General features: G+C 30.0%; 9 protein-coding genes. 2 read left to right on the forward strand and 7 right to left on the reverse strand.

The annotated features are described in order from the left end of the window. Positions 1-29: 29 nt before the first annotated feature. From CBLAS_RS02950 to alaS, 4 genes are read right to left on the reverse strand one after another with little or no spacing between them, the layout of a single operon-like run. Entirely contained in the window at positions 30-1,985 is a 1,956-nt protein-coding gene (locus tag CBLAS_RS02950; RefSeq protein WP_106871644.1) for a transglycosylase domain-containing protein, read from the reverse strand. Beyond that, entirely contained in the window at positions 1,985-2,527 is a 543-nt protein-coding gene (gene maf / locus CBLAS_RS02955) for a septum formation inhibitor Maf (protein ID WP_106871251.1), read from the reverse strand. The genes CBLAS_RS02950 and maf overlap by 1 nt, the downstream gene beginning before the upstream one ends. Continuing rightward, on the reverse strand, positions 2,524-3,015 hold the full coding sequence (locus CBLAS_RS02960) for a hypothetical protein (protein WP_106871248.1): 492 nt from the start codon (positions 3,013-3,015) through the stop codon (positions 2,524-2,526). Before CBLAS_RS02960 ends, maf begins: the two co-directional genes overlap by 4 nt. Further along, positions 3,012-5,555, reverse strand: a complete 2,544-nt coding sequence (gene alaS, locus CBLAS_RS02965; RefSeq protein ID WP_106871246.1) for an alanine--tRNA ligase — start codon at positions 5,553-5,555, stop codon at positions 3,012-3,014. Before alaS ends, CBLAS_RS02960 begins: the two co-directional genes overlap by 4 nt. 142 nt (positions 5,556-5,697) lie before the next feature. Between alaS and CBLAS_RS02970 the strand changes: the two genes are divergently transcribed. Together CBLAS_RS02970 and hemH are read left to right on the forward strand one after the other, a co-directional pair. After that, entirely contained in the window at positions 5,698-6,573 is an 876-nt protein-coding gene (locus tag CBLAS_RS02970; RefSeq protein ID WP_106871244.1) for a Gfo/Idh/MocA family protein, read from the forward strand. Then, complete coding sequence (hemH, locus tag CBLAS_RS02975) at positions 6,570-7,511, forward strand: ferrochelatase (RefSeq protein ID WP_106871242.1); 942 nt, start codon at positions 6,570-6,572, stop codon at positions 7,509-7,511. The genes CBLAS_RS02970 and hemH overlap by 4 nt, the downstream gene beginning before the upstream one ends. A 1-nt stretch (position 7,512) precedes the next feature. Here the strand turns inward: hemH and CBLAS_RS02980 are convergent, their stop codons facing one another. The 3 genes from CBLAS_RS02980 to CBLAS_RS02990 are packed head-to-tail and all read right to left on the reverse strand — an operon-like array spanning position 7,513 to position 13,195. Further along, entirely contained in the window at positions 7,513-9,315 is a 1,803-nt protein-coding gene (locus CBLAS_RS02980) for a peptidoglycan D,D-transpeptidase FtsI family protein (RefSeq protein ID WP_106871240.1), read from the reverse strand. Positions 9,316-9,361: 46 nt separating this feature from the next. After that, complete coding sequence (gene aat / locus CBLAS_RS02985) at positions 9,362-10,030, reverse strand: leucyl/phenylalanyl-tRNA--protein transferase (protein WP_106871238.1); 669 nt, start codon at positions 10,028-10,030, stop codon at positions 9,362-9,364. Between the two features lie 54 nt (positions 10,031-10,084). Next, the gene (locus tag CBLAS_RS02990; protein ID WP_106871236.1) at positions 10,085-13,195 is read right to left on the reverse strand and encodes a cytochrome c biogenesis protein; all 3,111 of its coding nucleotides are present in this window, start codon (positions 13,193-13,195) and stop codon (positions 10,085-10,087) included. Positions 13,196-13,205 lie beyond the last annotated feature (10 nt).

Consider the following 13,205-nt stretch of genomic DNA (forward strand, 5'->3'; position numbering starts at 1 on the left):
TAAGATTGTAAATTTACAATCTTAATAATCTAAAATAATAGCGAACTTCCGCCACCCGTTCCTGTTTCGTAGTCAAAATTATCAGGAATTCTCTCTTGAGATGGAAGAGGCGAAGTTGTTGTGTATAGCTCATCTTTACCTTTATATATTTTACTATATACCCCTTTTGGAACGCTAAATACTCTTTTTGTTTCAGGAAATTCTTTTATATAGTCTTCAACTAATTTTTTAAATACAGGAGCTGCAGTTCTTCCTCCAACTTCTACATTTCTCATAGGCGTATAGTTATCGTTTCCATACCATATCATAATTAAAAGTTCAGGGGTATACCCGCAAAACCATGCATCTATGTTATTGTTTGAAGTGCCAGTTTTTCCAGCTATTTGTATGCCTTTTACCCTAGCTGCTCTACCTGTTCCACTATTTATAACGTTTTTCATCATATCTACCATTAGATATGCTTGTTCAGGTTTTATAAGCTCAATCTGCTCAGGTTTAAAGATAGTCTCTCCACCATAAAAACTAGTGGCTCTAACCATAAATTTAGGGGTGCTAACCACACCACCTCCTGCAAACATAGAGTATAATCTTGAGTAATCAAGTGGAGAAATTCCATAACTTCCAAGGGATACTGATAGGGCGTAAGGAAGATTTTTAAACCCCCAACTTCTTAAAGTATCTACCACCTCTTTGGTTCCTAGCGAATACATTAAATTTACAGTTGCTAAATTTCTTGATTTTTGGAGTGCCGTTTTTATAGTAATATAGCCATCATAGTTTTTACTATAGTTTTTAGGCGCCCACTCTTTGTTTGAACCATCATCAAATGTTCTTGGTATGTCAGCCACTTCACTCATTGGAGAGTAGCCTTCTTCTAGCGCAACTTGATATATAAATGGCTTAAAGCTAGAGCCTGTTTGTCTTCTGCTTTGTGTTGCACGGTTAAAATTACTTTTACTATAATCAACACCACCAACTAATGCTAACACATCTCCATTTGTAGGATCTGTAACCGTAATAGCTCCATTTAAAATACTTTCATTGGCATCTTTGTCTCTTTTTAAGATTTCGTTATAGCCAAAAACCAAAGCATCATGTGCCATTTTTTGAACTTTAAGATCCACGCTCGTATAGATTTTATATCCACTAGTTTTTAAATTCGGTAAAAATCTATTTGCCTCTTTTATAACTTCATCAACTACATAAGGTGCTTTGTTTTGTGTAAGACTATCATCATAGATAGTAGGTTCTTCTCTAAGTCCATTTTCATAGTCTATTTTGCTTATCCATCCAATCTCATACATTCTTTCAATGACTCTATTAGCACGTGATAAAGATAGATTTAGATGCCTTGTAGGATCATAACTACTAGGAGCCTTAGGAAGACCAACAAGCATTGCTATCTCTTTAAGTGTTAGCTCATCAAGCTCTTTTCTAAAATAGCCCAGAGCTGCTGTTTTTATACCATAGTATCCATGTCCAAAATAAACCTCATTAAAATATCTCTCTAAAATTTCCTCCTTAGAGAGCTCTTTTTCCAGTTTAAGAGATAAAATCATCTCTTTGATTTTTCTATCTAATTTTTTCTCATTGGTTAAAAGGATATTTTTAACAAGTTGCTGTGTTATGGTAGATGCTCCTTGTGCAAAACTCATCGTCTCAATATCTTTTATGATAGCTCTAAGAATAGCCTCTACATTAATCCCCTCATGTTCAAAAAAGTTTGTATCTTCTATAGCAACTAGTGCCTCTATCATCTTTCCAGGAATATTTTCATATTTAGCATAGACCCTATTTTCTCCATCAAAGACATTTGCTATCAAATCACCATTTCTATCATAAATTTGAGTCGTAAGGGTGGGTTTATAATCTATAATATTATTTAAATCGTGCTCAATTTCTGAATAAAAATAGATAAATATACCAATAGCTGTAAATACAGATACTATTGCAAAGCCAAATATAGCTCTTACTATAAATTTCATCATAAGTATGCCTTTAAAGCCTCTATATTAAGTCCCATTGCTGTGCTTGTATTTCCTTTTTGTTTCACTATATATTTTTTATTAAAACCTTCTATCATCATAGCCCCAGCTTTTCCTTTATACTCTTTAGTTTTTATATAATTTTCAATATCGTCTTTATTAAATTTAGCAAATTTATAAGTTGTTATACTTAAGTTTGTGATTATTTTATCTTCTGAGTTAAATATAAAAGCACTTATAACGCTTGAGTAATTACCACTTTGCTCTTCAATCATAAAAAGTGCCTCTTCATCATCTTTAGCTTTGCCAAAAATTTGATTATTTACAGCAACAACACTGTCAGCAAATAAAACATTTGTGATATTTTTATAGGCTTTCATAAACTGTTTTTGTTTTAAAGTAACAATTTCATATGGATATTTATAAATATTTTTTTTATTAACCCCACTCTCATCATAATCAAATGGAATTTGTTTAAATTCTATATTATTGTCTTTTAGTATCTTAGCTCTTGATGATGAACTTGAGGCTAAATAGATCATTTAAATTCTCCAATAACAACTTTAAGATATATTATAAAAAATAGAAGAGCTATATTTAAAACTCCAAAATAATGGCTTGCTATAATTAGATTTTCTTTTGTCTCTTCAATGTTGTTTTCTTGATAGAATTTTCTAGCTATATTTATTTTAGAGGAGATATATATAAAATTGCACAATACAAATAGATAAATAACAAATTTTGTATTTATAGTAGCTAATATCATAGGGTCTGAGAACTTAAAATCGCCACTTTGAGAGAGTATATAATCAGAAAATATAACGCATAAAAAAAGAACAATAAAGTAAATTTTATATAATCTATAAAATTTAAACAGAGCTTTATAATTTTCTTGCTCTGTTTTAAAACACAACCTAGTTGTAAATACAAACATGATATTTACGGTTATAAAGCATATGATAAATACATCATTTAAAAATGGTAAAATTTGCTCACTTTTTGCAAATGCACCATCTATTTCATAGTTCAAATCAGTTGTTCCTCTATCTCTTTTTTAGTACTATCCATAGCCTCATTCAGCTTACTTATATCTTTTCCTCCAGCAGTTGCAAAGTCATCTCTTCCGCCACCACCACCACCTAGAATTTTAGCTATATTTTTTACCAACACTCCAGCTTTAATGGGAGCATTTTTAACTCCAGCTGCTATTTGAATTTTTTCATCTACTACATTGAAAAAGACAATAACTATTTTATCATATTGATTTTTTAATTCATCTATTTTTGATTTAATATCGCCTTCAAACTCAGCCACTGCAACCTTGGTACCATTTATATCTGATAGCTCAATTGGTTTTGATGAGCTTCTATCTCTTAACTCTTTTTCTAGTGTTTTTATCTCTTCTTTTAGTTTTTGAATAGATATTAACGGGTCTTTACTTTTTAATTCATCATTTATTTTAAATATTTGTTCTTTGAGGCTATTTGCAAATTTCACAACCTCCAAAGAGCAAATCCCCTCAATTCTTCTAACTCCAGCACTAACACCGCTCTCTTTTGTAATTAAAAATGCTCCAATCTCTGAGATATTTTTAACATGCGTCCCTCCGCAAAGCTCTTTACTAACATCGCCAAAACTAAGAACCCTTACGTTGCTATCATATTTTTCACCAAAAAGAGCTATAGCGCCACTTTTTTTAGCATCTTCTATGCTCATTATCTCTGTTTTAGCAGCAGCTCCTTTTGATATTGCACTATTTACAAAAGATTCTATTTTTTGAATTTCTTCTTTTGAAAGTGCTTTAGGATGTGAAAAGTCAAATCTTAACTTATCAGCCTCAACACTACTTCCAGCTTGTGTTACATGCTCACCAAGTATAGTCCTCAAAGCAGAGTGGAGCAGGTGAGTAGCGCTATGATGTCTTGCTATCATATCTCTTGTGTCACTAACTTCTGCTTTTACTATATCTCCAGCTTTTAAAATTTCTTTAGTTTGAACATTGGATAAATTTAAACCAAAAAACTTTTTTGTGTCTAATATTTTGGAGCTAGAATTGATAGTTCCAGTGTCGCCACATTGTCCTCCACTTTGTGCATAAAATGGAGTTTTATCCAGCATTATCCAACCAGTTTCGTTTGCTTGTAGGCTGTCTACTTGTTTGAAATCATTGTCAAGCAGTGCTAAAATTTTACTTTTAGAAATTTTATTTTCATACCCTATAAACTCATTGTTTTTAAATTTTTCTAAAAGTTTTTTAAAGTCACCATCTTCTTTTACACTATCTCCACTACCTTTCCAACTAGCTTTTGCACGTTTTCGTTGCTCGCTCATAAGTTCATTAAATTTATCTTCATCGACATTTAAGTTTTTATCTCTAAGCATATCTAATGTTAAATCAAGCGGGAATCCGTAAGTGTCATAAAGTTTGAAAGCAACCTCTCCACTAAAAATATCTTTTGTGTTTTTAAGCTCTTCATTAAAAAGCTCAATGCCAGCTGCAATGGTTGTAAAAAACCTCTCTTCTTCAAGTTTTATTAACTCTTTTGTATAATCTTTTTTCTCATTTAGATAGGCATAATGCTCACCCATAATCTTGCACACTATATCTACTAATTTATACATAAAAGGCTTTTTAATTTCAAGAAGATAACCATGTCTTACAGCGCGTCTTAAAATTCTCCTTAAAACATACCCGCGACCCTCTTTGTCAAAATTTACACCTTGTGCTAGTAAGAATACAACTGAGCGTATATGATCAGCTATAACTCTATAACTTGCACCACTTGCGTATTCATATTTTTTACCACAAATTTCTTCAATTTTGTCAATAATTGGCATAAAAAGCGAACTATCATAGTTACTAAATTTGCCCTCTTTAATAGCATAAACTCTCTCTAATCCCATTCCAGTATCAATGCTAGGTTTTGGTAGTGGACTTAATTTGCCATCTTTGCTTCTTTCATACTGCATAAAAACAAGATTCCAAATTTCTAAAAATCTATCACCATCACCACCCATATAATCTTCATCTGTATTGAAATGTTCACTTCCTTGATCGTAAAATATCTCACTACAAGGTCCACAAGGTCCAGTATCACCCATTTGCCAAAAGTTATCTTTATCTCCAAATTTATATATTCTTGATTCATCTACATACTGTTTCCAGTACTCATATGCTTCATTATCTTTTTCATGAACCGTTACATATAGTTTATCTTTTTCAAGTTTTAAAACTTCTGTTATAAATTCCCACGCATATCCTATAACTTCTTTTTTAAAGTATGCTCCAAAGCTAAAATTTCCAAGCATCTCAAAAAAAGTGTGATGTCTTGCTGTGTAGCCAACATTATCTAAATCATTATGTTTTCCACCAGCCCTAATGCAAGTTTGACAACTTGTTCTAATTGGAGGAGTTGGGGCTGGAACTAATCCTGTAAAAATATCTTTAAATGGTACCATTCCAGCATTTGTAAATAAAAGTGTATCATCATTTGGTACTAATGGTGAGCTTGGTACTATTTCATGTTTTTTGTTTTTAAAAAAATTTAAAAATTCAGCTCTAATATCCATAAATATTCCTAATTTAAAATTTAATTCAGATATTTTATCTAAATTACTTTAAATTTAAGCTAACAAAGCTTTTATCAGCTCTTTTTCAAGTGTTAAATAATTTAAGATATAATTTGTAACAAGTATGAAATCAAGGAAGGCTATGAAGGTAAAAGTCGCACTAATAGGACTTGGTAAAATAGGCAAAGAGCACTTAAGCGAGCTTAGAAGGTCTGATTACTTTGAGCTTGTTGCGGTTTGCGATAAAGAAGAAATTCAGGAATTTGGAAGATTTGCTTTTTTTAAAGATATTGATGAGATGTTTGCGGTGTCAAAACCTCAAGCAGTTATAATAACAACTCCTTCAAGAACACATAAAGAGATTATACTAAAATGTATGAAATATATTAAAAATATTTTTGTAGAACCTCCATTTACTTCAAATTTAGAACAAGCAAGAGAGATGAAATATGCAGCTTCTATTAACAATGTTAAAATCGCAATCGGATTTAATGATAGATTTAATCCAACCGTTACATCATTAGTTAGAGAATTTAAAAAAGAAAAAAATATATACTCTATAAATATAATAAGGGCTTGTAATTGTAAAAATGACATGGATATTGTGGAAAACTTTTTATTGCGAGATTTGGATTTAGTTAGGTTTTTAACAAATTCAGATATCAACCTTTTTGATATGAAAAAAATTATATTTGAGAATCAAGATAGTTTAGCTATAGCACACTCTAATCTCAAAACAAAAAATAATATTTTAGTCAATATAAGTTCAAATTCTTTCTATCCTCAATATAGAGTTGTTATGGAAATTTGCGCAGAAAGTGGAATATATTTAGCAGATTTAGCTGAGTTTTCTTTGTGTAAATTAACAAGCAATGGAAGGGTAAATTTAAAGGTTGAAAATGAGGATTTTTCTATTAGAAATGAGCATAAATACTTCTATGAGATGTGCACAAATGACAATTCTGGTCCATTAGCAAGAGTAGAAGATATAATAAAAGCTAGAGAGATTTTAAAATGAAAAAAGTGATACTATTATTAAATATGGGTGGCCCAAATAATCTAGATGAGGTTGAGATATTTTTAAAAAATATGTTCAACGACCCATATATTTTAAATATTAAAAGTGATTTTTTAAGATCAGTTTTAGCAAATTTAATAACATTTTTTAGAAAAAAAGATGCTAAAAGCAATTATGAAAGATTAGGTGGTAAATCACCCATAGTTGATATAACAAAAAGATTAGTAGATAAAGTTGAAAAAATTAGTGAGTATGATGTTGATTTTATAATGAGATATACTCCACCATTTGCCATTGATGTTTTATCTAAATATAAAGATTATAATGAAATTATACTTTTTCCTTTATATCCTCAATATTCTAAAACAACTATATTATCTAGCCTAGATGATGTTAAAATGGCATTAAAAAAATTAGATATTAAAGCAAATATTAAAGAGGTTGAATATTTTTATAAAAATAGCAAATATAATGAGATAATTGTCAACTTAATTAAAGATAGTATAGAAAAACTCTCAGATGAGGATATAGCAAAAACAAGTTTAATTTTTTCAGCACACTCATTGCCTAAAAAGATGGTAGAGCGTGGCGATATTTATGAAGAGCATATTAAAGAACATGTAGATATCTTAACAAAATTAATAAAAGAGTTTAAAATCAATTTTAAAGAGATAAGGCTTGCATATCAATCAAAATTAGGACCAGTAGAGTGGCTAGGTCCAAATTTAAGTGAAGTTTTAAAAAATTTAAAAAGCAAAAGAGCTTTAGTTATACCAATGTCGTTTTGTATAGATAATTCAGAAACAGATTTTGAACTAGATATAGAATACCGTGAAATTGCTGATGAGGAAGAATTTGAATTTTATGAAGTGGTAAAATGCCCAAATGACAAAGACGAATTTGCTAGTTTTATAAATAAACTAAGTTTGGAGATATAGTTTAATCAATAATATTTTCTAAATCGTTTTTATCAATGTCAATATCTTCATTAGATTTTGCAGGTGTTAGATAGCCTTCATCTATTAAGATATTGATAACTTCTTTAAATACAGGAAGAGCTGTTTGTGATGCATAGTAACTACCTTGTTTTGGTTCTATTACTAATGCTCCTATAGTGTAGCTACGGTTGGCGTCATTTGCAAAGCCAAAAAATGAGCTATTGTATAAATCTCCATACTTTCCACCTTGTGCAACTTTTGCAGTTCCAGTTTTTCCGCCAACTATAAGGCCATTTGTTTGTGCTCCTCTACCTGTTCCTCTTTTTACAGTGTTAATTAAAATTTCTTTTACAGCTTCTGCTGTTTTTGGTGATATAGCTTTTTCTAAATTTGGTTTATTTATTTCATAATATTTACCATTTTTCTCTAAAGTATTTACTACTCTAGGCGATGATATAAGACCACTATTATTAAATATAGTATAGGCATTTAAAAGTTGAATGAATGTTGTGTTTATGGCATACCCATAGCTAACACTTATTTTATGGGTTTTATTGTTAAGAGCTCTTATATTTCCTTGATGTTCATATGGTAAATCAATATTTGTATGTCTGGAGATTTTAAAAGAGTTAAAGCCTTGCGCTAAAGATAATCCATCTATTCTTTCAGAAAGTTCTGCCATTCCAATATTTGATGAGTACACTATAATATCTTCAGCACTCATCTCTTTTTTTGGATGAGTATCTTTTATAGTTTGTCTACCTAGTCTAAATACACCATTGTGAGTATTTATAATATCATTTGGTTTTACTTTTCCAGCTTCATATATTATAGAAAATACTATTGGTTTTATAACTGAACCTGGTTCATAAATATACTCAATTGCAGAAGAATTTAACGCGTGGTAATCTTTTTTTGTAATTTTTGATGGGTTGTATCTTTGTGATGAGACAAGAGATAAAACTTTGCCAGTTTTTGATTCTATTATTCCTAAAATTATCTCTTTTGCGTCATATTGTTTAGCTTTTTGACTAAGTAAAAGCTCTATTCTTTTTTGTAACTTTATGGGTATGTTTAAAATGATATTAAAGCCACTCTCTTTTTTATTTAGCAAAGAAGATTTATCTAAGATTATATTATTGCCTATATCTCTATATCCTTTTATCTCATCATTTTTATAATCACTAAGATAGTAATCATAAAATTTCTCTACTCCTTTAACTCCTTGCGTTCTAGTTATATTATTTATCTCTTCTTTTTTAACATATCCAAGAATTGGGCTAAGTGAGTCATTTGCTATATAATTTCTATTTTCTCCACTTTGAATAATATCTATATCTATAGCAGGGGAATAAATACCATTTCTAACCTTGAAAGGCATAAAAACTTTTTTTTGATTAAGTTTTCGAGATAAAGATTTTAAATTTTCTGCTGTTTTTGTGTCAGCGTTAAAAGATAAAACAACTGATCCATTTTTCTTGCTTAGAAGATTTTTTATCTTTTGTTTATCCTCGCCTGTATAGATTGAATATAAATTTATAAACATATCTAGTTTATTTATATCAATGCTTCTAGTATCAACTGTAATTTTATGTAATTTTTTAGAGTGTGCTAATATAAAGCCATCTTGACTTATTATATCTCCTCTTATAGATAGATTTTCTTTTTTAAGTTGTAGAGTAGGTAGGTTTCTATCTGTATTAGCCCAGTAATAAGCAGCTAAAATAAAAAGAGATAGCAATAATGGGACTATAAGCATAAAAATTATAATAGCGCTTAATCTTGTGTCTTTGTTTTTGTGCATGCCTTACCTTTTAATAAACAACTATTATAAAAAAAATAACTTAATACTAGTTATAAATTGGTTTTAATTTTTTAAAATCTATCACTTCTTGAGAGATTAAAATTTTTGATATTTCTAAAAATTTATCTCTTGATATATTTCTTGAGCCCATAAATTTAAGGTGAGGGTTTGATATCTGACAATCTATTAAAAAATTATATTTTTCTAAGGTTTTACATAGATATATTAGGGCTGTTTTTGATGCATTTTTTTCTATGCTAATCATACTTTCTCCACAAAACAATTTACCAAATATTAGACCGTAAAGACCGCCTATTAGCTTATTTGATTTATTGTAGACTTCAACACTATGAGCAATTCCCATATGATAAAGTTTGGTGTAGGCATTTACTATATCTTGGCTTAGCCAAGTAGCTCCCTCTTTTTGTCTTTGATTAAAACATAAATTTATTAAAGATTCAAAATCATAATCAAATTTAACACTATATCTATTTAAAAATGGTTTCATGCTTTTTTGAACTCTTATCTCTTTTGGAGATAAAACTGCACGTGGATTTGGAGACCACCATAATATTGGTTCGTTTTCTAAAAACCAAGGAAAAATACCTTTTTTGTATGCATTAATCAATGTTTCAGGATTTAAATTTCCACCAACACAAAGTGGCATATCATCAGGAGCAAATTTTGGATCAGGAAAATTATTATAAATATACATGTGGATAAAATGCCAAATCTAAGCTAAATATTAGCTTAGATTTGGTTTTGTTATTCAAAGTTTTTTAGAATATTTTCTTTTAAAATAAGCTAAGGTTGATAAGCCTATAGCAACTAAAATACTTATCCAAACAGATTTTGGTACTGGGATACTTTCACCATTTGCATAACTATGCATTCCTGAAAGATAAAAATTTACTCCAAAGTATGTCATCATTACACTTGCATAAGAGAACATTGAAGCTACAGCAAACCAGTATTGAGAATTTAGTTTTGGAACTAGTCTCATGTGAACTACAACTGAGTAAACTAACACGGTAATTAAAGACCAAGTCTCTTTAGGATCCCAACCCCAATATCTTCCCCAGCTCTCGTTTGCCCAAACACCACCTAGAAATGTTCCAGCAGTTAATAAAAAAAGACCTAAAATCAAACTCATTTCATTTATTCTTGAAGCTTCTGCTATATTTCTAGAAATTTCATCATCTTTATCTGATTTTTTAAATAATAAAAGCATTAAAGTAAACATACCTAAAAGTCCACCAAGACCCAAAAATCCGTAGCTTGCAGTTATAACTGAAACATGGATTACTAACCAATAAGAGTTAAGAACAGGTTGTAGTGGAGTAATTTGTGGGTCAATACTGCTTAAATGAGCCACAAAAAGCGTAACACCAGCTAGGATTGATGTTAGAGATAGGGAAATGGCTGAAGTTCTAGAAAATATTATCCCACTTAACGAAAGCGACCATGCTATATAAACTAATGATTCATATGTATTTGACCAAGGAGCATGACCTGATATATACCATCTTATACCAAGTCCAATAGTGTGTATTATAAATGCTAATATGTTTACAGTATATACGCTTTTAAAAGCAAAAGACATATTTATATTTGGCCTCATTATCCTTATAAAAACAAAAATTAAAAGAGCAAGCCCAGCTAAAAGATAGATAGGTGAAAGTCTTTGGAAAATTTTAGCTTTATTAAATATAAGTTCAAATTTTATCTTATTCATATTAGGAACAACTTTTTCTCCAATTGTGTTTTGATACTCTCTTATTGCCTCTAGTCCTTGATCTGCTTTTTTCCAATCGCCACTTTTTTGAGCTTCAATAACATTGTCAAAATACCCCTCAAGTAGATTTGTTGTTTGTTGCAATTCATTTCCTGTAAATGATCTCATAGCACTATATGGAGAATACCATGTATGATTTGGATCATTTTGTTTTGGTAAAATTTTAAAAATTTCTGTTATATATGTCATATAAAAAATATTTAATCTTTCATCAACTTTTATAACATCTTTATCAAATTTAGTTCTAATATTAGGCGGTTTTCTACTTATCTCATCTGTTAATAAACTAAGCTTATAATATGATGTTTTTTTATCATTAATAGCATAAAAATCACTAAATTTAGCATGAGTTGCATTTTCTGGAATTCCAATAATCTTTTTAAGTTCAGGATCACTTACTTTAATAAAAGGAACATTTCTCCAATATCCTGGATTTACCATTATAGAAAGCATAACTTGAGTTGGGTTCATGTTTTTATATTTACTTTTTTTGTACACTTTTTGAAGAACTTCTTTTGCTACCGTATCAAATGGCTTCATTCTCCCATCAAAACCTTGAACAGTTAAAGTTTTAAGTTTCATGGAGTGTTCTACATCAATTGGTGGTACATCTGAAAATGCTTTTGCCGGTGTTGTGCTAAATCCTATACATGTTGCTATAAGCAATGCCATAGCGCCTTTTTTAAAAGAATTTGTTTTTTTATTATCTATCTTAGTTCTGTCATCAATTAATTTTGATAGTTCTAAAAATCTTGAATTTTTATTAAACAGTGTTAAAAACATTCCAAGCATCATTAAAAAATAGCCAATATATGTAGGAACTTTTCCAGGATCATTGTTTACAGAAAGTATAGTCCCTTTTTCATCTCTATCGTAAGAGCTTTGGAAAAATCTATATCCTTTATAATCAAGTACATGGTTCATATAAATTTTATATTCCATTTCGAAGTCTCCATCTTTTACTATTACATCACTACTATATCCAGAAGGCGAGTTTGAGCCTGGATATCTATCCATGGCAAAATCTTTTAAATACAAACTAAAAGGAAGTTCTATCATTTTTGGTGACCATGCTAGTTTAAATTCTTTTCCACCAACAAAAAACGATCTTGGCGCATCACCAAAGAATACATAAACATCTTCTTTTCCTCCATTGTATTCGAGCGTTCCTGTAAGTGCATTGTTTCCCATTTCTGTTCTAGGTAGTTCTACTATATCTCTTTTGGCTTCTTTGAGTTTTGTTTTGAATGCAAAGTTAATGCCATCTATATTGTATAATCTTTGATTTTCCACAGATATATCCACATCTTTTTCTAAAGTTCCTTTTTCTTGCTCAGCCATATCTATAAAACCTATATTTTGATTAGTTTTTATATAGAATTTACCATCGTCTTTAAGTGTGATTTGGATATAATTATGTTGTCTTGGTTTTGTATTAAAAGCAATATCAAGATCACCTATTGGTATTATTTGGCGATCTTTTAAAAGAACAGTTCTTTTGTTTTGTTCATCTGAGAAAAAAAGTTCGATAACTGGTTCACCGCCTTTTTTTTCCACCCATTGCATACCGCTATTTAATACAAATTTTTCATATCTTAAGGTTGCAGTATTTTCACCTAAATCTAAAGAGAAATCAAACGGCTTTAAACCCTCTGTAGATATATATTTTTTTATATCTTTAGAAACCTCTTCATTGTCATCATTTTGAGCCATAAGTTGTATAAACACCTCTCTTGTTGATATTAAATTGGTTTGAGAGTTTTCTCTTATATGCATAGAGCCTTCAAAGCCAACATATCTAGTTAATGCAGAACCTATAAATATAACTATAAAACTAGCATGAAATAAAAAACCAGGAATTTTTCTTGGCAAATATAATTTATATTTATAGATATTGTATGCTAGGTTTATAACAATTAGAAGTTGTACAATAGCAAACCAATCAGCGCCATAAACATATGCCCATGCAGCATCAATGCCTTGCGTAGTCTCTACTATAGTAGCCACAGCACTAGCTATGCCAAATATCAACATTAGTACTAATGCCGCAGGCATACCTAAAAAGGCGTATAAAAATTTTCTCATATATTTTCCT

This window comes from Campylobacter blaseri, from assembly GCF_013201895.1.
Taxonomy (GTDB): domain Bacteria; phylum Campylobacterota; class Campylobacteria; order Campylobacterales; family Campylobacteraceae; genus Campylobacter_B; species Campylobacter_B blaseri.

What these genes read in the sequence shown, in the direction of transcription:
- CBLAS_RS02950 (WP_106871644.1), bottom strand. Translation starts at nt 1,985, where the DNA reads ATGAAATTTATAGTAAGAGCTATATTTGGCTTTGCAATAGTATCTGTA.
- maf (WP_106871251.1), bottom strand. Translation starts at nt 2,527, where the DNA reads ATGATCTATTTAGCCTCAAGTTCATCATCAAGAGCTAAGATACTAAAA.
- alaS (WP_106871246.1), bottom strand. Translation starts at nt 5,555, where the DNA reads ATGGATATTAGAGCTGAATTTTTAAATTTTTTTAAAAACAAAAAACAT.
- CBLAS_RS02970 (WP_106871244.1), top strand. Translation starts at nt 5,698, where the DNA reads ATGAAGGTAAAAGTCGCACTAATAGGACTTGGTAAAATAGGCAAAGAG.
- hemH (WP_106871242.1), top strand. Translation starts at nt 6,570, where the DNA reads ATGAAAAAAGTGATACTATTATTAAATATGGGTGGCCCAAATAATCTA.
- CBLAS_RS02980 (WP_106871240.1), bottom strand. Translation starts at nt 9,315, where the DNA reads ATGCACAAAAACAAAGACACAAGATTAAGCGCTATTATAATTTTTATG.
- aat (WP_106871238.1), bottom strand. Translation starts at nt 10,030, where the DNA reads ATGTATATTTATAATAATTTTCCTGATCCAAAATTTGCTCCTGATGAT.
- CBLAS_RS02990 (WP_106871236.1), bottom strand. Translation starts at nt 13,195, where the DNA reads ATGAGAAAATTTTTATACGCCTTTTTAGGTATGCCTGCGGCATTAGTA.